Source organism: Bradyrhizobium sp. KBS0727, assembly GCF_005937885.2.
Classification (GTDB): Bacteria; Pseudomonadota; Alphaproteobacteria; order Rhizobiales; family Xanthobacteraceae; genus Bradyrhizobium.
The window spans coordinates 259,411-280,013 of sequence record NZ_CP042176.1 but is presented as its reverse complement, the minus strand read 5'-3'; the positions used below and the strand labels follow the sequence as shown (position 1 = coordinate 280,013).

General features: G+C 62.9%; 20 protein-coding genes. 15 read left to right on the top strand and 5 right to left on the bottom strand.

The features are described 5' to 3' along the window. Positions 1-306 precede the first annotated feature (306 nt). The 5 genes from FFI89_RS01320 to FFI89_RS01300 all read left to right on the top strand — a co-directional run bounded on the left by FFI89_RS01320 (position 307) and on the right by FFI89_RS01300 (position 3,571). Complete coding sequence (locus tag FFI89_RS01320; RefSeq protein WP_008142813.1) at positions 307-645, top strand: P-II family nitrogen regulator; 339 nt, start codon at positions 307-309, stop codon at positions 643-645. 35 nt (positions 646-680) lie between these two features. After that, positions 681-2,123: an ammonium transporter gene (locus FFI89_RS01315; protein ID WP_138832187.1), complete on the top strand. Its 1,443-nt coding sequence runs from the start codon at positions 681-683 to the stop codon at positions 2,121-2,123. A gap of 201 nt (positions 2,124-2,324) precedes the next feature. Then, positions 2,325-2,954 (top strand): DUF3658 domain-containing protein, encoded by a 630-nt coding sequence (locus FFI89_RS01310; protein ID WP_138832185.1) that lies wholly within the window; start codon positions 2,325-2,327, stop codon positions 2,952-2,954. A 6-nt stretch (positions 2,955-2,960) separates the two neighbouring features. Beyond that, complete coding sequence (locus FFI89_RS01305; RefSeq protein WP_138832183.1) at positions 2,961-3,143, top strand: hypothetical protein; 183 nt, start codon at positions 2,961-2,963, stop codon at positions 3,141-3,143. Between the two features lie 26 nt (positions 3,144-3,169). Continuing rightward, the gene (locus FFI89_RS01300; protein WP_138832181.1) at positions 3,170-3,571 is read left to right on the top strand and encodes a GFA family protein; all 402 of its coding nucleotides are present in this window, start codon (positions 3,170-3,172) and stop codon (positions 3,569-3,571) included. Between the two features lie 861 nt (positions 3,572-4,432). Here FFI89_RS01300 and FFI89_RS01295 read toward each other — a convergent pair. Both FFI89_RS01295 and FFI89_RS01290 read right to left on the bottom strand, forming a co-directional pair. Continuing rightward, entirely contained in the window at positions 4,433-4,843 is a 411-nt protein-coding gene (locus FFI89_RS01295; RefSeq protein WP_138832180.1) for a type II toxin-antitoxin system VapC family toxin, read from the bottom strand. Between the two features lie 4 nt (positions 4,844-4,847). Beyond that, positions 4,848-5,078, bottom strand: a complete 231-nt coding sequence (locus tag FFI89_RS01290) for an AbrB/MazE/SpoVT family DNA-binding domain-containing protein (RefSeq protein WP_138832178.1) — start codon at positions 5,076-5,078, stop codon at positions 4,848-4,850. Between the two features lie 171 nt (positions 5,079-5,249). Here FFI89_RS01290 and FFI89_RS01285 point away from each other — a divergent pair, with 171 nt between their 5' ends. From FFI89_RS01285 to FFI89_RS01270, 4 genes are all read left to right on the top strand, one after another. Further along, positions 5,250-6,476 (top strand): aminotransferase class I/II-fold pyridoxal phosphate-dependent enzyme, encoded by a 1,227-nt coding sequence (locus tag FFI89_RS01285; RefSeq protein ID WP_138832176.1) that lies wholly within the window; start codon positions 5,250-5,252, stop codon positions 6,474-6,476. Positions 6,477-6,488: 12 nt separating this feature from the next. Beyond that, positions 6,489-8,945 carry a DNA translocase FtsK gene (locus FFI89_RS01280; RefSeq protein WP_138832174.1) on the top strand — a complete coding sequence of 819 codons (2,457 nt, stop codon included), beginning with the start codon at positions 6,489-6,491 and terminating at the stop codon, positions 8,943-8,945. Positions 8,946-9,124: 179 nt separating this feature from the next. Beyond that, on the top strand, positions 9,125-9,928 hold the full coding sequence (locus FFI89_RS01275; RefSeq protein WP_138832172.1) for an outer membrane lipoprotein carrier protein LolA: 804 nt from the start codon (positions 9,125-9,127) through the stop codon (positions 9,926-9,928). 78 nt (positions 9,929-10,006) lie between these two features. Further along, entirely contained in the window at positions 10,007-10,822 is an 816-nt protein-coding gene (locus FFI89_RS01270) for an exodeoxyribonuclease III (protein ID WP_138835999.1), read from the top strand. Positions 10,823-10,828: 6 nt separating this feature from the next. Here FFI89_RS01270 and FFI89_RS01265 read toward each other — a convergent pair whose 3' ends face one another. Together FFI89_RS01265 and FFI89_RS01260 are read right to left on the bottom strand one after the other, a co-directional pair. After that, positions 10,829-11,269: a cyclic nucleotide-binding domain-containing protein gene (locus tag FFI89_RS01265; RefSeq protein WP_138832170.1), complete on the bottom strand. Its 441-nt coding sequence runs from the start codon at positions 11,267-11,269 to the stop codon at positions 10,829-10,831. Between the two features lie 54 nt (positions 11,270-11,323). Beyond that, on the bottom strand, positions 11,324-12,010 hold the full coding sequence (locus FFI89_RS01260) for a response regulator transcription factor (protein WP_027540370.1): 687 nt from the start codon (positions 12,008-12,010) through the stop codon (positions 11,324-11,326). A 252-nt stretch (positions 12,011-12,262) separates the two neighbouring features. On the opposite strand from FFI89_RS01260, the gene FFI89_RS01255 reads away from it, so the two are divergent. Beyond that, a complete protein-coding gene (locus tag FFI89_RS01255; RefSeq protein WP_138832168.1) occupies positions 12,263-12,832 on the top strand; it encodes a L,D-transpeptidase in 570 nt (189 codons plus the stop codon). A gap of 15 nt (positions 12,833-12,847) precedes the next feature. Continuing rightward, a complete protein-coding gene (locus FFI89_RS01250) occupies positions 12,848-13,633 on the top strand; it encodes a 2-keto-4-pentenoate hydratase (RefSeq protein ID WP_138832166.1) in 786 nt (261 codons plus the stop codon). Between the two features lie 122 nt (positions 13,634-13,755). On the opposite strand, the gene FFI89_RS01245 is transcribed toward FFI89_RS01250, so the two are convergent. Continuing rightward, positions 13,756-14,433 carry a YggS family pyridoxal phosphate-dependent enzyme gene (locus FFI89_RS01245; RefSeq protein WP_138832164.1) on the bottom strand — a complete coding sequence of 226 codons (678 nt, stop codon included), beginning with the start codon at positions 14,431-14,433 and terminating at the stop codon, positions 13,756-13,758. A gap of 119 nt (positions 14,434-14,552) precedes the next feature. Between FFI89_RS01245 and FFI89_RS01240 the strand changes: the two genes are divergently transcribed. The 4 genes from FFI89_RS01240 (at position 14,553) to holA (ending at position 20,572) form a co-directional block, all read left to right on the top strand. After that, positions 14,553-16,247, top strand: a complete 1,695-nt coding sequence (locus tag FFI89_RS01240; protein WP_138832162.1) for a diguanylate cyclase domain-containing protein — start codon at positions 14,553-14,555, stop codon at positions 16,245-16,247. A 130-nt stretch (positions 16,248-16,377) separates the two neighbouring features. After that, on the top strand, positions 16,378-19,002 hold the full coding sequence (leuS, locus tag FFI89_RS01235; protein WP_138832160.1) for a leucine--tRNA ligase: 2,625 nt from the start codon (positions 16,378-16,380) through the stop codon (positions 19,000-19,002). Next, entirely contained in the window at positions 18,989-19,540 is a 552-nt protein-coding gene (gene lptE, locus FFI89_RS01230) for an LPS assembly lipoprotein LptE (protein ID WP_138832159.1), read from the top strand. The genes leuS and lptE overlap by 14 nt, the downstream gene beginning before the upstream one ends. Positions 19,541-19,543: 3 nt before the next feature. Continuing rightward, on the top strand, positions 19,544-20,572 hold the full coding sequence (gene holA, locus FFI89_RS01225; protein ID WP_138832157.1) for a DNA polymerase III subunit delta: 1,029 nt from the start codon (positions 19,544-19,546) through the stop codon (positions 20,570-20,572). The last annotated feature ends 31 nt before the right edge of the window (positions 20,573-20,603 follow it).

The window sequence follows — 20,603 nt, the reverse complement described above, 5'->3', positions numbered from 1 at the left end:
CCCCCCATCCAAATACCGTTCAACTGCCCTCCCGCTGGGCAGGATTATGTTCGTAGTCTGACGTGCTCATGTTTTGAGCATGCCTGGCTATGCTTTGGGCGCGACCGAATATCGCAGTGCACGCCTTTTCCCGCCAAGGGCGAAAAGGTCCGGATTCATAAACCGTTAGAGAATTCCGCCGATCTGGCACGGTATTTGACTCTAAGGGTCCTGGCTGTGCCCGCGTAGTGAACTTCTCCGCGTGGTGAACCTCAGTCGAGAACGCCCGGTGTCTGTCTGCACCGGGCCCAAGCGGGGATAGGACCCATGAAAATTGTTATGGCGATCATCAAGCCATTCAAGCTCGAAGAAGTCCGTGACGCCCTGACCGCCATTGGCGTTCATGGTCTCACGGTGACGGAAGTCAAAGGATATGGCCGACAGAAGGGTCATACCGAAATCTATCGCGGCGCCGAATACGCCGTGAGCTTCCTTCCCAAGATCAAGATCGAGGTCGCTGTCGCCTCGGATCAGGTCGACAAGACCATCGACGCCATCACCTCGGCTGCAAAAACCGGACAAATCGGCGACGGCAAGATCTTCGTCATCAACCTCGACCATGCGGTTCGCATCCGCACGGGTGAGGCGGATGCCGCGGCACTCTGATTTCGCGCTCAACCTTACCACTCAGGAGTACACAAATGACGTTCAAGCGTCCCTATAGCGCGGGATTGGCGGCCCTCGCAGTCGGCCTGTTCGCGGCGACCGCTGCCTACGCCGAACCAACTATCAACAAAGGCGACAACGCCTGGATGCTGACATCGACGGTGCTGGTGCTGTTGATGACGATCCCGGGCCTTGCGCTGTTCTATGGCGGCCTGGTCCGCTCCAAGAACATGCTCTCGGTGCTGATGCAGGTGTTCTACTGCGTCTGTATCGTTACGCTGATCTGGGCTCTCTACGGCTACAGCCTTGCCTTCACCGGCGGTTCCGACTTCATCGGCGGCTTCTCCAAGGCCTTCCTGATGGGCGTGACGACGGATTCGAAAGCGGCGACCTTCAGCGTCGACGCCAACATCTCGGAGCTGGTCTATGTCTGCTTCCAGATGACCTTCGCGGCGATCACCCCCGCCCTCATCGTCGGCGCCTTCGCCGAACGCATGAAGTTCGCGGCGATCGCATTGTTCATCCCGCTCTGGGTGACGCTGATCTACTTCCCGATCGCACACATGGTTTGGTACTGGGCCGGACCGGACGCGATCTCGGATGCGGCGAAGGCGCTTGCCGCGGCGGCTGACGGTGCGGCGAAGACCGCGGCGCAGGCCAAGCTCGACGAAGTGAACGCCGACGCCGGCTGGATCTTCAAGAAGGGCGCGATCGACTTCGCCGGCGGCACCGTGGTGCACATCAACGCCGGTATCGCCGGTCTCGTCGGTGCGCTCTTGATCGGCAAGCGGGTCGGCTACGGCAAGGAGCTGATGGCTCCGCACTCGCTGACCATGACCATGATCGGTGCTTCGCTGCTCTGGGTCGGCTGGTTCGGCTTCAACGCCGGATCGAACCTCGAAGCCAACGGCGGCGCCGCGCTCGCCATGACCAACTCCTTCGTTGCAACGGCAGCGGCGGCGATGGCCTGGATGTTCGCGGAATGGATCGTCAAGGGTCATCCCTCGGTGCTCGGCGCGTTGTCGGGTGCGGTGGCGGGCCTCGTCGCGGTTACGCCGGCGGCCGGTTATTCCGGTCCGATGGGCGCGATCGTGCTCGGTCTCGTGGTTGGCGTCGTCTGCCTGTTCTTCTGCACCGTGGTGAAGAATGCGCTGGGCTATGACGACTCGCTCGACGTGTTCGGTGTCCACTGCATCGGCGGCATCGTCGGCGCGCTCGGCACCGGCATCCTGGTGAATCCGGCCCTCGGCGGTACGGGCATCATGGACTACACCACCGGCAAGATCGCAGACTACGACTTCGTTGCCCAGATGACCTCGCAGAGCTGGGGCGTCTGCACCACGCTGGTGTGGTCGGGCATCGGTTCGGCGATCCTCTACAAGGTAGTCGACGTCATCGTCGGCCTGCGCGTCAACGTCGAGACCGAACGTGAAGGCCTCGATGTCACCGAGCACACGGAGCGCGCTTACAACATGTAAGTTCTCCCGGGGTGCGATCCCCCAAGGTTCGCACCCACAACTCCGGTTTGGGCACATACCCGGCAATGCCCCGACCGTTGAGGGGCTCCAGCGCAAGTTGGAGCCCCTTTCTTTTTCTTTTTGTCACCAATGCCAAGCATACGTTGAAGTGGACGCGGACTTCCGGAAGTGCCATCTAGGCACTTTCATCGAGGCTCCGTGATGAAGACCGATCTTCATTTCGTTTTTACGCCGTCGGGCGCGGGATGCCTGCTTCAGGCTCTGCGAAAGGCCGGGCGGTCCGACCCGGTGATCACGATCTACGACGACCTCAGCTTCGGACCCATCAATTCGTCTGACCCGCACGTGCGCTCGAAGTGGGTTGCGGATGAATTGGGCGCCCCCGACTGGATCGAGATCTGCACCGACTCCGAGCGAGTATCGGATGACGCTCGCGCACCCAACAAACGCAAGAACGTCTGGCTGACGCGACGATCCGCGATGGAGTACGCGGGTTTCCTCGATTGGCTATCGCGCCTCGGCGATGCGCCATGTGAGGTGGTCGACCTGAGCGAGGTCATGGTATCCAGCCCGTCAGAGCAGGAACCTCCTCGACCGCCATACTTGGCAATGAGCCTTGGCATGCTTCACCCCGACATCATTTGCCGTGAACGGCTCTGGGATTTAGCAGAGCCGCTGCAGGAACCAGCTCGAAAGCGTTATCAAGACCTTTGGCAAAAACTCCTCGTGGAGAATGCGCCATTGCGGGTCATCGACAGCGAAACGCTTGTTTCAGCTCCGATTTCCTTCTTTGATTTCCGAGTGATATCCCAGGTGAACGACAAATGGTAGAACGCCATGAGAGTCGTAGGGAAGGCTTTGGTTGGCGGGCCAAACGAGTGGATCATCGAGTTTGGCGATACGTTCGTCATGGGACGATTGATGGCATTGGTTAAAAGTGGTCATCTCGACTTTCAAGGCGAGCCCGGCGGCGAATTGCGTAACGGCAAGGTGAGACTTTCCGGAAAGCCACTATCCTGAAGCAACGATAAAATCGGGAGGACGTCATGAAACTCGAAGGCGGATGTTATTGCGGCGCGGTGCGCTATGTCGCCGAAGGCGAGCCGATGTTGCAGGCGCAATGTCATTGCCGCGAATGCCAGTACATCACGGGCGGCTCGCCCAACATGTTCGTGGCGATGCCGATCGACGGCTTCAAATACACCAAGGGTGCGCCGAAGCAGTTTTCGCGCAAGGACCTGGAGAAGCCGGTGACACGCGAATTCTGCGCCGAATGCGGCACGCATGTGGTGACGCGGCCACAGCGGCCGATCGTGGTCGTGAAGGTCGGAACGCTCGATAACCCCGCCCAGATCACGCCGCAGATCGCGATCTACACGGTCGACAAGCAGCCCTTCCACCATATTCCCGAGGGCATGCCGAGTTTCGAACGGCTGCCGCAGCGGTAGCGCCAAAACGAGCCGCCGTAGGATGGATTGAGCGCCTCCGCGAAACCGTTGCTGTCATGGCCGGGCATAGCCGGCCGAAGGACGGCGTCGCTTCCGCTCGCCTATGCCCGGCCATCCACGTCTTCACTGGCTGCGAGACTACTAAGACGTGGATGCCCGGGACAAGCCCGGGCATGATGGAGGGCAGCGTGCGGATGGCGTGAGTCGCCTGCGCTAGCAACAGCGAATTCTTCCGCCGTTCTGCTACAAGTCAACCCGACGGGCAAATCACCAAAGTCTGTCCAGACCTTCGTGCAAAAATATTTCCGTTGCCCCGTCGGGCAAATCAGGAGTTCAACTTCGCCCGTCTACCGCGACAAGAGGGGCGATCGCGATCGTCACGACCGTGCGGTGGGATGCGATGGACGCAAAGGCTGCGACTGACGAGCGCGGCATGAGCGTACGGTGAAGTCGTGTGGACCTGATGCCGCGACGCTGGCGTCAAGTTGCGCGGAGCAATCCGCGTAATGACGGTGACAATAAAGCCCGTTCACCGGGGTGAGCACGAAGTAAGCCGTAAAGCCGTTGCGTGGGGGAGGCCGGTGTGTTCACCGCTGAACCTGTATGCTCGTGAGCGCACTTTTCTGTGCATCATGCTCGCGAGACCGCGGGTGCAGCGCGCACCCGGTCTTCCCCGCGCCCTCTGTATTCCGAGGGCAAACGAAATGAAAAACTTCGGGCAGATCATGCCGCGAGAATGCGAAGTCGTATCTAGGCGTCATTGCGAGGAGCGGAAGCGACGAAGCAATCCATCCATCCGTTATTCCGCGAAATGGATTGCTTCGCTTCGCTCGCAATGACGTGGATATGGCGCAGCAACAACTATCCGTCGCTTTCCGGAGCAATCAACATCACCTTCGGAAAGTAACTTCGGTAACGCCTGACATCGCGTGTGAGCAGGGGCAGGTTTTCGATCTCAGCATGGGCGCCAATGAAAAAGTCCGGCAACACTCCGCTCCGCATACCGCCTGAGGCTCTGTATTTGACGGAAGCCTTGCCTGCCAGGAACAGCGCGGTCCGGGGAATCGGTGCAACGGTGATCCCGGCATCCGTCAAAGCCGCTTCGAACGTGTCGATGCTCGGAAAGCGGATCGACGTTTCGGCAAAGATGACGTCGTTGATCAGCAACGGACCATGCAGAGCGGCGTCCTCAAGCTGCATCAGCGACCATTCCCACCAGGCAGGAGTCTTGCCGAAGATATCGAGCAGGACATTCGAGTCCACCAGGGTCACGGAACTAGTCCCCGCGGGTGATGGCCATGATCTCGTCCGTGGAAAGACCGGGCCCTGCAATACCCACCAGCTTGGCAAATCGGCTCGGCCGCTGTGTACCGTCGGCTTTTTCGATCACGATGCTGCCGTCCGCGGCGCGCCGGAATTCCACCTCGCTGCCGGGCACGATTCCCAAATGGTCGCGGACCGGCTTTGGAATGGTGACCTGACCCTTGCTCGTGACCTTTGTCGCCATGGCGAATCCCTCGAAGTATTACCTGTTCAAAATATGGTATTACCGCTCAAATTGTCCAGCTTGGCCGATGGTTAATCGCGTCTTAACCTCGCCGTATCTATGGTGGTTTGATCGGTTTCCGGTGGTCACGCAGATCCTTCGACCGCCTTTGAAAGTGCTGGCGTATCAGACATGGCAATGACCGCCTCTTCCGGCGTGGCGCAGGGCGCCGGCAGCGTCTCTCCTGCCGGTCAGGCCGAGCGTTCGCCATTTGCGCGGACAGCCGAGCTGCTGGCCCCATATCAGCCCGCTAAGCCATTGATTACGCTGTCCTTAGGTGAGCCGCAGCATCCGGTGCCAGACTTCGTCGGCCCGGTGCTGTCAAAGCATACCGCCGATTTCGGCCGCTATCCGATCGCCAAGGGAATCGAGCCGTTCCGGCACGCCGCCGCCAACTGGCTTTCGACCCGCTTTCATTTGCCGCGGCCGGTCGATCCCGAGAGCGAAATCCTGGTCCTGAACGGCAGCCGCGAAGGGCTGTTTTTCGCGGCCATCACCGCGGCCCGCTATGTCGGCGCGCGCCGGGGCAAGCCCGCGATCCTGGTGCCCAATCCATTCTATCCGGCCTATGGCGCCGGCGCCCGTGCCGCCGGATGCGAGACCATCTATCTGCCGACCACGCTGGCCAACGGATTCCTGCCGGATCTCGATACGCTCGATGATGCGACGCTGGCGCGCACCGTTGCGATCTTCATTGCGTCGCCCGCGAATCCGCAGGGCTCGGTCGCCTCATCAGACTATTTCGCGAAGCTGAAAAAACTCGCGGACCGCTACGGCTTCATGATCCTGAGCGACGAGTGCTATTCGGAAATCTACACCAGGCAGGCGCCGGGCAGCGCGCTGGAATGTGCCGGGCCCGATTTTGCCAATGTGGTCGCGTTCCAGTCGCTGTCGAAGCGATCGAACCTGCCTGGCATGCGCGTCGGCTTCGCCGCCGGCGACAAGAGGTTTCTGAGCGCCTTCCACGAGCTGCGCAACGTCGCCGCACCGCAGGTGCCGGTACCGCTGCAGCATGTCGCGGTCGCGGCCTATAGCGACGAAGCCCATGTCGAGGAAAATCGCCGGCTCTACCGCATCAAGTTCGACCTCGCCGACCAGATCCTCGGCAATCGCTACGGATATGTCAGGCCGGCCGGCGGCTTCTGCGTCTGGCTCGATGTCTCCGAGCGTGGTGGCGACGAAGCCGCGGCCGTGAGGCTTTACCGCGATGCCGGCGTGCGCGTGATCCCCGGCAGCTATCTGTCGCGCCCGCAGGACGACGGCTTCAATCCCGGCGCGGGTTACATCCGGCTCGCGCTGGTCTCCGATAGTGAATCAACGGCCGAGGCATTGCACCGGCTGGTCGAAATTCTGGATTAATCGCAGGGCCCCATGAGCATGCCAGCGATCGAACGTGTCATTCCCCTGGTCGGCCACCTGCCGGCCTCGATCCGCGACGCTTTGGCGCGGCGCCTGCGCGAAGTCGCAGGTCTCAGCCTGATCGCATTGTCCGGCGTGGCGGCGGCGGCACTGATGACCTGGTCGGTGCAGGACCCGAGCCTGAGCCACGCGACCTCGCGCGCCATCCGCAACCTCGTCGGCTATCCCGGCGCGATCGGCGCCGACCTCCTGATGCAGATTCTCGGTCTCGGCGCGATCATGTTGATCCTGCCGGTCGCGGTGTGGGGCTGGCGCATGCTGACCCATCGCACCTTCGACCGCGAGGCGCTGCGGCTGGGATGCTGGATTCTCTGCACCGTGATCGCGGCGGGCTTTGCCAGTTGCTGGCCGCATGGCGGTGCATGGCCGTTGCCGACCGGACTTGGCGGCGTCGTCGGCGATGCGCTGGTGCGCGCGCCGGCCGTGGTATTCGGCCCCGCCGGTTTCACCTATCGGCTGGTGCTCGGAATCATTCTGTTCGCGGCGATGTGCGCGACGTTTCTGTTCGCGAGCGGCTGGGGTTCGCGCCCGCGCGACGAGGAGCTGACGCCGATCGAGGACGACGACACGCCGTTCGTGGAAGAGGACGATCGCAGCTCGGTTTCGCTCGGATGGGTGTTTCATGCGCTGATGAGCGCAAAGGCCCGGCTGGCCTGGCTGTTGGGCGCCGCCTATCGATCGCTGGTCGCCAGCGCGCCGCAGCCCCGCACGTCGTCGTTTGAGCGCCAGGAACCAAGCCTGAGCGGCCGCGCCGCGCCGTCCCTGGCCCCGCAGGAGGAAGGCTTCGAGGGCGAGGAAGAAGAGGACGAGGACGACGAGGAAGAGGAAGCCCCGGTCGCCCGCGCCCCGCGCAAGAAGGCCGCCCCGCGTGCCGCCGCGCGTAAATCCTCCGACAAGTTCGAGCTGCCCTCGGTCTCGGTCCTGACCGCGCCCAAGGCATCGGATCGCCAGCCGCTCAGCAAGGCTGAACTGGAAGCCAATTCGCGCGCGCTGGAAGGCGTGCTCGGGGATTTCGGCGTTCGCGGCGAGATCGTCAAGGCCAACCCCGGACCTGTGGTGACGCTGTACGAACTCGAGCCCGCGCCCGGCATCAAGTCATCGCGCGTGATCGGTCTTGCCGACGATATTGCCCGCTCGATGAGCGCGCTTTCGGCGCGCGTCGCCGTGGTCGCCGGCCGCAACGCCATCGGCATCGAATTGCCGAACGCCCACCGCGAAAAGGTTTACTTGCGCGAATTGCTGACCGCGAAGGACGAGTCGTCTGCGAAGCTGCCGCTCTGCCTCGGCAAGAACATCGGCGGCGAATCCATCATCATCGATCTCGCGCGTACGCCGCACATGCTGATCGCCGGCACCACCGGCTCCGGCAAGTCGGTCGCCATCAACACCATGATCCTCAGCCTGGTCTACCGGCTGCGGCCGGACCAGTGCCGCCTGATCATGGTCGATCCCAAGATGCTCGAACTCTCCGTCTATGACGGCATCCCGCACCTGCTGACGCCGGTCGTGACCGATCCGAAGAAGGCGGTGGTCGCGTTGAAATGGGCCGTGCGCGAGATGGAAGAGCGCTACAAGAAAATGTCCAAGCTCGGTGTGCGCAACATCGACGGCTACAATCAGCGGCTGGTCGAGGCCAAGGGCAAGGGCGAGGAGCTGACGCGCACGGTGCATACCGGCTTCGACAAGGAGACCGGCAAGGCGATCTACGAGGAAGAAAAGCTCGACCTCGAGCCGCTGCCCTACATCGTCATCATCGTCGACGAAATGGCCGACCTGATGATGGTTGCCGGCAAGGACATCGAAGGCGCGGTGCAGCGTCTGGCGCAGATGGCGCGCGCCGCCGGCCTGCACGTCATTCTCGCGACCCAGCGTCCGTCGGTCGACGTCATCACCGGCACGATCAAGGCGAACTTCCCGACCCGCATCTCATTTCAGGTCACTTCGAAAATCGACAGCCGCACCATCCTGGGCGAGATGGGCGCCGAACAACTGCTCGGACAGGGCGACATGCTCTATATGGCGGGCGGCGGACGCATCAGCCGCGTGCACGGACCCTTCGTGTCGGACGAGGAAGTCGAGAAAGTTGTGCGCCATCTCAAGACGCAGGGACAGCCGGAATATCTCGAGGCGGTTACGGCGGAAGAGCCGACCGACGAGGACGGCGCGGTATTCGACGCCACCGGCATGGGCGGCGATGGCGGCGGCGACCTGTTCTCGCAGGCCGTTGCGATCGTCAAACGCGACCGCAAGGCCTCGACCTCCTACATTCAGCGCCGGCTGCAAATCGGCTACAACCGCGCCGCCTCACTGATGGAGCGGATGGAACTCGAAGGCATCGTCGGGCAGGCGAATCACGCCGGCAAGCGTGAAATTCTGGTCGAGGAAGAAGAGGGCCAGGGCCGGTTCTAGGAGGCCGCTTCTAGATGCGGCAAACCAGGTCAAGTGAAACGATTTTCACGGAAAAACGATACCTCCTTTGGTCGAAAGCGCGATAAAATGACCGGAAGCGGCGAAACTGGTAAGATCAAGACTGGTGAGATCAAGACTCGTCAGACCGGGCCGCGTCGCATAGAGATCCGAAATATCTGATGACACAACTATCCACCTATCGCGGCTTCCGTTGCGGACTCGCGCTGCTGATCGCGACGTCCATCGCGGGCGCAGCAGCACCCGTGTTCGCGCAGACCGTTCCAGTGCCGAAACCCGCGCCCAAGGCGCGCGACGGCGGCGTGCAGATGAGCGCGCAGGACAAGGCTGCGATCACGACCGGGACCACTCAGGCGCCGCCCAATCCGGTGATCCCAGATCCGCACCGCAATGTGCCTGCCAATATTTTCGCGAGCTTCGATGCCAACCAGAAGGCACAAGCCGCCAAAGTCAGCACCTATCTGTCGTCGCTGCAGACGCTGGTCGGGAATTTCGTCCAGGTCGGACCCGACGGCAGCAAGACCAAGGGCGACTTCTACATCCAGAAGCCGGGCAAGGTGCGCTTCGAATATGACTCGAGCCCGATCGCCATCATCGCCGACGGATCGTCGCTGGCGGTACGCGACAAGAAGCTCGCGACCCAGGACATCTATCCGCTGTCGCAAACGCCGCTGCGCTTCCTGCTGTCGGACCGGATCGATCTGCTGAAAGACACCAATGTCGTCAGCGTTACCGCCGACGACGTCTTCATCAGCGTCACGATCGAGGAGAAGCAGGCGCTGATCGGCACCAGTCGCCTGATGCTGATGGTCGGCGCCAAGGACGGCCAGCTCAAGCAATGGACGGTGACCGACCCGCAGGGCTACGACACCACGGTTGCGGTCTACAATCTGGATAGTTCCAAGAAGGTCGATCCCGGCTTGTTCAAGATCGATTTCACCAATTATTCGACCCCGCCGGGCTGACATCGCCGCGGCAGAAAGACGTGGATGGCCGCGACAAGTCCGGCCATGACAGCGGCAAAAAGCTGCTACATCACCTTCATGCGTTTCTCCCTGACAACCTGGAATATCAACTCGGTGCGCCTGCGCATCGACATCGTCGCCAAATTCCTCAAATCGGTGCGGCCGGACGTGCTGTGCCTGCAGGAAACCAAATGCATCGACGATGCATTCCCGCTGAAACGCTTCAAGCGTCTCGGCTATGAGCACGTCGCGCTGAACGGGCAGAAGGGCTATCACGGCGTCGCCATCGTCTCGAAGCTGCCGTTCGACACCCAGGATATCCGCACCTTCTGCGACAAGCTCGATTCACGTCATATCTCAGTGGCGTTCGGCGAGAAGGCGCAACTGACGAAGCCGCTGGTGCTGCATAATTTCTACGTTCCGGCCGGCGGCGACATTCCCGATCCCGTGCTCAATCCGAAGTTCGATCACAAGCTGAAATTCCTCGACGAGATGAAAGCCTGCGAGCCGCTGCATCCGCGCGGCGACGACCGGCACATCCTGGTCGGCGATCTCAACGTGGCGCCGCACGAGAACGACGTGTGGTCGCACAAGCAGCTCCTGAAGATCGTGTCGCATACGCCGATCGAAACCGAGAAACTGCTGGCGGCGCAGACCCACGGCGAATGGTTCGACGTCGCGCGCGAGCGCATTCCGATGTCGGAAAAGGTCTATACGTGGTGGAGCTACCGCGCCGCCGACTGGACCGTGGGCGACCGCGGCCGAAGGCTCGACCACATCTGGGTCTCGCGCGCGCTCAAGGACGGCATCAGCGATTTCCGCATCACCCGCGACGCGCGCGGCTGGGAACGGCCATCCGACCACGTGCCGGTCACGGTGACGCTGGAGGTGTGAGGTCGATCAGGAGCTCAGCTTGGCGCCGGCCATCAAGATGTCGCTGGCGAGCTGGCTGGTGCGGGTGGCGAGTTCGTCGCGCAGCCGGCGCGCCGCGGCGGGGTCGCTTTCGAGCACGCGCTGGAACAGGCTGCGCGCAACCCGGATCACCGAGGAATGTTCGATGGCAACGGCGCTGGACGGCCGCCGCATCGCGACGATCAGCGCCAGCTCGCCGATCAAGGCGCCAGGTCCGGCAATGATTTCGGCGCCGCCGTCCTCGACCCGGAACGCGCCACGCTGAACCACATAGCCGGCATCGGCCTCGTCGCCGGCGTTGAACAACTGGTCGCCACGCGCGAAATCGCGCTGCTCGGAGCCGATCGCCAGCATGCGCAGAGCCGTGTTTCCCAACAGCCGCAATGTCGGGACCTGCTCGAGCAGGGCTACATCATCTTCGATTGACATACGAACCGGGCACCGGGATGCGCAAAAATCTACGAATCGCAGGTGCTAAACGTATCACGGCACCAGCTTGTAGCCACCGGCTTCCGTCACCAGGATTTCCGGATTGGCTGCATCTTTTTCGATCTTCTGGCGCAGGCGGTAGATATGGGTTTCCAGGGTGTGGGTGGTGACGCCGGAATTGTAACCCCAGACTTCCTGCAGCAGCGTTTCGCGCGATACCGGCATTTGGCCGGCGCGATACAGGAACCGCAGAATCGCGGTCTCCTTCTCGGTCAGCCGCACCTTCCGGGCATTGGCGCCGGTCAGCATCTTGGAGCCGGGGCGGAAGCTGTAGGGACCGACGGAAAACACCGCGTCCTCGCTGGCCTCATGCTGGCGAAGCTGGGCCCTGATCCGCGCCAGCAGCACCGCGAACCGGAACGGCTTGGCCACATAGTCGTTGGCGCCGGACTCCAGCCCGAGAATAGTATCCGAATCGGTGTCGTGGCCGGTCAACATGATGATCGGGGCCTTGAAGCCGCCCTTGCGCAGGGACCGCACCACTTCGCGGCCGTCGGTGTCAGGTAGGCCGACATCCATCAGCACCAGATCAGGGGAATTGGCCTTCGCGGCACTGGCACCTTTGGCGCCGGTATCGACTGCGGAAGCTTCGAACTCTTCATGCAGTGATAATTGCTCGACCAGCGTATCGCGCAGATCGGTATCGTCTTCCACGATCAGGATCTTGCGGGCATTGGCCATAGGTACGATCCTCTTGAGGCAGGCGGCGGACACAAGGGAAGCGTCTCAAGCCGGGTCTTGGTCGGTGATGAACCTGTTAGCGAGCAAACCGGGTTACCGGTACCCATTCGCCTTCAGGTAAGAGATTGTTACAGTTTCACAAGGCGAACCGCAGTCTATCCCAGATTCGGAGGGCATTTGGATGAATGTCCTGTAATGGCGCCAAATAGAGCAATTGCGGCCGGGCAGGCAACCCCAGATTTGGGCATGGGCATGGGAAGCACTACCTTTTCAATCACTTATGAGACAGTTGTGCGTGATCGGCCGGTCTCGATGATCCGGGTCCACCGCGCCGCCGGCGACCCCCGCCGGGGCTGGCTGACCGCGGACGGCTGGACCGTCCCGGTGGCACTTGGCCGCGGCGGCATCCTGGCCAACAAGCGCGAGGGCGATGGCGGCACCCCCAAAGGCAGCTTCCGCCCCCTGCAATTATGGTGGCGGGCCGACCGGCATCCGCGGCCGCAGACCTATCTGCCGGCGCGGCCGATCCGGCCCGAGGACGCTTGGTGCGAAGACCCGAACGACCGCCACTACAACCAGCCGGTGCGGCTGTTCCGCGACCAGGCCGGAGACCGGCTGACGCGCCAGGATCACCTCTACGACTTCATCGTCGAGATCGACCACAACGCCGGCCCGCGCATCGCCGGCCGCGGCAGCGCCGTGTTCCTGCATCTGGCGCGACTCGATTTTTCACCGACGGCGGGATGCGTTTCGATGACGAAATCCGCCATGCTGCGGCTGTTGCGACGGATGGGCCCGCAGACCAAGATCATCATCGGCTGACCGGGGATCCAATCCATGCTCGACAAGAACCAGATCGCCGCCGCGTCGAAGACTCTGCACGACCATTGGCGCGCCGGTACCAAGCTCACGGGCATCGACGCCGATCAGCGGCCGCGCGACCGCGCCGAAGGCTATGCCATTCAGGCGGCGATCGAAAAATATTCTTCGGAACATTTGTTCGGCTGGAAGATCGCAGCGACCAGCGAGGCCGGACAGAAGCACATCAACGTCGACGGTCCGATGGCCGGACGCATCCTGGCCGAGACGGTGATTCCCGACGGCGGCACGGCTTCCATGGCCGGCAACGAAATGCGCGTCGCTGAACCGGAATTCGCCTTTCGCATGCGCGTGGATCTGCCGGCGCGCTCGACCCCTTACACGCTGCAGCAGGTTCTCGATGCGGTCGACACGCTGCATCCCGCAATCGAGATTCCGGATTCGCGATTTGCAGACTTCGTCAGCGCCGGCGCCGCGCAGATCATCGCGGACAATGCCTGCGCGCATTTGTTCGTGCTCGGCCCGCCGACAACGACCGATTGGCGCGCGCTCGATCTCGTCGAGGAGAAACCTGTCATCGCGCTGCGCGGTCAGCAATTCACCGGACACGGCAAGAACGTGCTCGGCGATCCCCGGGTGGCGCTGACATGGCTTGCCAATGAATTGCGTCAGCTCGGCGTAACGCTGAAGGCCGGCCGCGTCGTTACGACCGGCACCTGTCACCCGCCGCTGCCGATCCAATCGGGCGATTTCTGTGCGGTTGATTTCGGTTCGCTCGGAAAGGTGTCGGCGGGATTCAAGTAGACTCTCTCGGCATCATTCCGGGATGGTGCGTTAGCACCAGACCTCAGGGGTGCAATTGCACCCCGAGGAATCTCGAGATTCCGGGTTCGATGCTCCGCATCGCCCCGGAATGACGCGAGACGCTACCGATGCCCGAAGATCGCCGACCCTACGCGCACATGGGTGGCGCCGAACTGGATCGCGACCGCGAAATCGGCGCTCATGCCCATCGACAAGTTCTTCAGCCCGTTGCGCGCGGCGATCTTGGCGGTCAGCGCGAAATGCGGCGCCGGCGCCTCGTTGACCGGCGGGATGCACATCAGCCCGGAAACGGCCAGGCCGTATTTGTCGCGACAGCTCGCAATGAACGCATCCGCCTCGCCGGGCGCGACGCCGGCCTTCTGAGGCTCCTCGCCGGTGTTGAGCTGGACGAACAATTCCGGCTGCTTTTTCTGAGAATCGATTTCCTTGGCTAACGCTTCGCAAATGCTGGGACGGTCGACGGAATGGATGGCATCGAACAGCGCAACCGCCTCCTTGGCCTTGTTGGATTGCAGCGGCCCGATCAGATGCAGGGCAATGCCGGAGGTGCCGGAAATTAACGCTGGCCACTTCGACTTTGCCTCCTGCACGCGATTTTCGCCGAATACACGTTGTCCGGCGCCGATAATCGGCGAAATCGCCGCCGCATCGAACGTCTTCGACACGGCGATCAGCGTCACCGACGCGCGCTCGCGGCGCGCTTCCTTGCAGGCGCGCGCGATCTCCTGCTCCACCGTGGCGAGACCGTTTGGTAAAGGCTTGGTTAGCGGTGCTGTCATCTCTCGCGTTATCTCGTATGCGGCTCGTAGATTTACGGGATTTCCTCGAATTTTACCAAGTTCGGGAAAGGCTTTTTGAACCCTTCGCTCTACCTTGCCACGCGGGGTAGGGGACAAAGATGTCTGGCGTCAGTTTCAACCGCAACAGGGTCAAACTCAAGAAGCTTCTGGGAATCCGCGCGCGGCTGGCGCTGCTCGCCGTGATCCTGGTGGCACCCTTGATGCTGGAACGCGCCCGTTCGCTCGAAGACACCCGCGCCCGGCAGATCGCACAGGCCTCCGAAGATTTCGCCAACCTCGCCCGGCACAGCGCCGACGCCCAGCGCGAGGTCATTTCCTCGGTCGAGACCATCCTGAAGTCCGCCGCCTATATCCGCGCCTCGGCGGGCGGCATCGCCCGCAGTTGCGACATGATGCGCGCCAGCCTCCCCGCCAACCTGCCCTGGATTCGCACGCTGTTGATCGTCGGCGGCAATGGGCGGGTGCAGTGCTCAACCACCAACACCCTTGTCGGCCTCGATCTCAGCGACCGGGCCTATCTGAAGAAGACGCGCGAAACCCGCGACTTCGTCCTCAGCGACTTCTTGTTCGCGAAGCCGACCAACTCACCCATCGTGATGGCCGCCTACCCGGTGTCGGCCATCAACGACGAGTCCGATTCCGTCATTCTCGCTGCCGTCAGCCTCGACTGGATGTCGAAGATCCTCGGCAATCTCGGCGGCCGCCCCGGTGTCATGGCAGCGCTGATCGACAGCACCGGCACCATCATGGCGGCACCGGCCGACCAGGCCAGCATGATCGGCCGGTCGCTCGACAATGTGCCGCTGCTGTCGGCGATCGCCGACAAGGCGCTGAGTTCCGACGCGACCGACGGCTCCATGGCGTTTTCGGCGACCGACGGCTTCAAGCGCGCCCTCAGCTTTATCCGTATTGCCGGTACCCAATCGCGGCTGATCGTCAGCATCGACGAAGCCAAGGTCACCGCGGCAATCAACCGCGAGATCCGCACCGCCTATCTCCAGCTTTGCTTCGTCTGCCTGTTCGTGCTGCTCGGCGCGTTGATCGCGGCGGAGAAGCTCATCATCAACCCGATCGAAGTCATGACCGGAATGGCCAGGCGCTTCGGCGAGGGCGACTCGTCGGCGCGCGTCACGCGCAGCCGCCTGCCGTCCGAGTTCATGCCGCTGGCCCGCGCCTTCAACGCGATGGCGGCCCAGCTCAGCCAGCGCGAGCGCGAACTGGTCGCCACCAATGACCGGCTCACCGTAATGGCCTCGATCGACATGCTGTCGGGTCTCGCCAACCGGCGCGGCTTCCAGAGCCGCCTCGATTTCGAATGGATGAAGGCGCAGCAATACAACTGCGAACTGTCGCTATTGATGATCGATGTCGATCACTTCAAGCTCTACAACGACACCTACGGCCATCCCGAAGGTGATGCCTGCCTGACCAGGCTCGGCGAAACGCTGGCAGGTATCGCCGCCGACACCATGGGCTTTGCCGGACGCTATGGCGGCGAGGAATTCTGCCTGCTGCTGCCGAATACCGGCCCGGTCAAGGCGCTCGAGGTCGGCGAGACGGTGCGCGCGGCGATCCTGGATATGGGCTTGCCCCATGCGACTTCCTGCCACCAGACCGTCACGGTCAGCATCGGCGTGGCCGCAACGCTGCCCAACGACAGCCAGCGCCCCGGCGACCTGATCGAGGCCGCGGATGCCGCCCTCTACGCCGCCAAACACCGCGGCCGCAACACCGTGGTCGAACACGGCTTTGCCAAGCTGGTCGACGAGGCCGGGATGGCGATGGCGGGGTAACCGCGATCGTTGCGGCCCCGGCCAACGTCCGCTCCCACCCTCCCCAACCCGTTGACCCCGCTGCCGCTTTTGTGGCCTAGTCCGCCGTCCCCAAACCGGACCCCGAATCCACAAAAAGCCCTGCGATTTCATGACCTCCGAACGCTATAACGCCCGTGATTCCGAGCCGCGCTGGCAACGCCAGTGGGACCAGAAGGCGATCTTCGCCTCCAAAAACGACGATCCGCGGCCGAAATATTATGTGCTCGAGATGTTCCCCTACCCGTCCGGGCGCATCCATATCGGGCATGTCCGCAATTACACGCTGGGCGACGTGCTGGCGCGGTTCATGCGCGCCAAGGGTTTCAACGTGCTGCATCCGATGGGCTGGGACGCGTTCGGCCTGCCGGCGGAGAACGCCGCGATCGAGCGCAAGGTGGCGCCGAAGGCCTGGACCTACGACAACATCGCGGCGATGAAAAAGCAGCTGCAGTCGATCGGGCTGTCGCTCGACTGGTCACGCGAATTCGCGACCTGCGACCCCAGCTACTACAAGCATCAGCAGAAGATGTTCCTGGATTTTCTGCGCGCAGGGTTGGCCGAACGCGAGAAGCGCAAGATCAACTGGGATCCGGTCGACATGACCGTGCTCGCCAACGAGCAGGTGATCGACGGCCGCGGCTGGCGCTCCGGCGCCGTGGTCGAGCAGCGCGAGATGAACCAGTGGGTCTTCAAGATCACGAAGTACTCGCAGGAACTGCTGGACGCTTTGGATGGCCTCGATCGCTGGCCCGACAAGGTGCGTCTGATGCAGCGCAACTGGATCGGCCGCTCCGAAGGCCTGCTGGTGCGTTTCGCGCTCGATCCGGCCACGACGCCGGCCGGCGAGTCTGAGCTGAAGATTTTCACGACGCGGCCCGACACGCTGTTCGGCGCCAGGTTCATGGCGATCGCGGCCGATCATCCGCTGGCGCAGGCGGCGGCTTCGAAGAACCCGAAGCTCGCGGAATTCATCGCCGAGGTAAAGAAGATCGGCACCGCGCAGGAAATCATCGACACCGCGGAGAAGCAGGGTTTCGACACCGGCATCCGCGCCGTGCATCCGTTTGACCCGAGCTGGAAGCTGCCGGTCTATGTCGCCAACTTCGTGCTGATGGAATACGGCACCGGCGCGATCTTCGGCTGCCCGGCACACGACCAGCGCGACCTCGATTTCGTCAACAAATATAACCTCGGCAATACACCGGTTGTTTGCCCGCCGGATATCGATCCGAACAGCTTCGTCATCACCGACACCGCCTATGACGGCGACGGCCGGATGATCAATTCCCGCTTCCTCGACGGCATGACCATCGAGCAGGCCAAGGAAGAAGTGGCAAAGCGGCTGGAGGCGGAGCCGCGCGGCAACCTGCCGGTCGGCGAGCGGCAGGTGAATTTTCGCCTGCGCGACTGGGGCATCTCACGGCAGCGCTATTGGGGCTGTCCGATCCCTGTCATCCATTGCCCGAAATGCGATGTGGTGCCGGTGCCGGATGCGGATTTGCCGGTCGTGCTGCCCGAGGATGTCTCCTTCGACAAGCCCGGCAACGCGCTCGACCATCATCCGACCTGGAAGCACGTCGCCTGCCCGAAATGCGGCGGCAAAGCGCTGCGCGAAACCGACACCATGGACACCTTCGTGGATTCGTCCTGGTATTTCGCGCGCTTCACCGATCCATGGAACGCCAACGCGCCGACCACGCCAGATGTCGCCAACCGGATGATGCCGGTCGATCAATATATCGGCGGCGTCGAGCACGCGATCCTGCATCTGCTGTACAGCCGCTTCTTCACCCGCGCGATGAAGGCGACCGGGCATATCGGCATGGACGAGCCGTTCGCCGGCATGTTCACGCAGGGCATGGTGGTGCACGAGACCTATCAGAAGGCCGATGGCTCCTACGTAACGCCGGCGGAAGTGAAGATCGAAACCGGCCCCAACGGCAAGCGCGCGACGCTGCTCACCTCAGGCGAAGACATCCATATCGGCGCCATCGAGAAGATGTCGAAGTCGAAGAAGAACACCGTCGACCCCGACGACATCATCGCGACCTATGGCGCCGACGTCGCGCGCTGGTTCATGCTGTCGGACTCGCCGCCCGATCGCGACGTGATCTGGAGCGACGAGCGCGTGCAGGGCGCCTCGCGCTTCGTGCAGCGGCTGTGGCGGCTGGTGAACGAGTCCGCCGAACTGGCCAAGGCCGCCCCGGCGGTCGGGCCGGCGGCGTTCGGCCCGGACGCCTTGGCGCTGCGCAAGGCGGCCCATGGCGCACTCGACAAGGTCTCCTCGGGGATCGAGCGGCTGCATTTCAACGTCTGCCTTGCCCATATCCGGGAATTCGCCAACGCGCTGGCCGAGGTGCTGGCCCGGGAAGGAACCCCGTCCCCCGACCTGGCCTGGGCCATCCGCGAGGCCTCCGTCATCCTTGTTCAACTGTTTGCGCCCATGATGCCGCATCTGGCCGAGGAGTGCTGGATGGTATTGGGGCAATCCGGACTGATTTCGGAGGCCAACTGGCCCCAAATCGAACGCGATTTGCTGGTTGAAGACACGGTGACCTTGGTGGTCCAGGTCAACGGCAAGAAACGGGGTGATGTTAACGTGCCACGGGGCGCCCAAAATCCGGAAATTGAGGCTGCCGTTCTGGGCCTTGATGCGGTAAAACTGGCCCTCGGCGGCAAGCCCGTCCGCAAGGTGATTGTCGTTCCGATGAGGATTGTGAATGTCGTTGGCTAACACCCGGATCGTCGCTCGGCTGCTCGCCGTAGCCGCTCTGGCGGCGCTGACAGGCGGCTGCTTCCAGCCGATGTATGCCGAGCATGCCGACGGCACGCCCGACCTGCGCGAAAAGCTGATGGGCGTCGAAGTCCCGCCGGTCGACAAGAACAATGCGTCGCGCGAAGCCCGTATCCAGGTCGAGATCCGCAACGCGCTGGCGTTCAAGCTGTACGGCAACGCCACCGGCATGCCGCCGACCCATCGGCTGGTGCTTCGCTTCAACTCCAGCCGCTCTTCGCTGATGATCGATCAGGCCACGGGACTGCCGACCAGCGAGAACTACGGCATCGATGCGCAATACAATCTGATCGAGCTTGCCACCAACAAATCGGTTATGACCGGCACCACCTTCGCGCGCGTGTCCTATGATATGCCGGGCACTCTGCAGCGCTTCGCCCGCTCGCGCGCCTTCCGCGACGCCGAAGATCGCGCGGCCAACGAAATCGCGGAAAATATCCAGACCCGGCTGGCGTCGTTCTTCGTCGCCGGCACCTGATCCTTGGTCGCGCTCCGCGGAAAAGAGATCGACGCTTTTCTCGCCCGGCCCGATGCCGGCCGCCCCATTATCCTGCTCTACGGTCCGGATGCCGGCTTGGTGCGCGAGCGCGCCGACGCCTTGATGGCGTCTGCCGTCGACGATCCCAACGATCCCTTTTCGCTGGTCCGGCTCGATGGCGACGAACTGGCCGCCGAACCTTCGCGGTTGGTCGACGAAGCGATGACGGTGCCGCTGTTCGGCGGCCGCCGCGCCATTCGGGTGCGCGCCGGCTCGCGCAGTTTCGCCGGCGGAATCGACACGCTGGCGGACATGCCGCTGAAGGATTGCCGCATCGTGATCGAGGCCGGCGAGCTGCGGCCGGAATCGCCACTGCGCAAGGCCTGCGAACGCGCCAAGACCGCCGTCGCCATCGCCTGCTATCCGGACACCGAGCGCGACCTCGCCAAGTTGATCGACGACGAACTGCGCGTCTCCGATTTGCGCATCGCGCCTGACGCGCGTGCGGTGTTGACGGCGCTGCTCGGCGGCGACCGGCAGGCCTCGCGCAACGAACTTCGCAAGCTCGCGCTCTACGCCCATGGCCAAGGCGAGGTGACGCTCGACGACGTCATGACCGTGGTTTCCGACGCGTCCGAGCTAAAACTCGACCCGATCGTCGACAGCGCGTTTGCGGGCAAGCCGGATCTGGTCGAGAGCGAGTTTGCGAAAGCGATGGTCGCCGGCACTTATCCCGGCGTGATCATCTCCGCCGCGCAGCGCCAGGCGGCATGGCTGCACAAATCGGCGCTGGCGGTGGCCGAGGGTACGCCGACGTCGACCTTGCTGGAGAGCGGATTTCCGCGGCTGCATTTCTCGCGCAAGGCCAATGTCGAAATCGCGCTGCGCAATTTCAGCCCGACCAAGCTGGCCGCAATCATCGAGCAGCTCGCCACCGCTGCGCTCGACATGCGCAAGCAGGCGTCGTTGGCGGCAGCGATCGCGCAACGCACCCTGCTCGCGATCGCCGCCAATGCGCGGCGACGGGGGTAGACACGGTGTCGTGCGGGTCGTCATTGCGAGC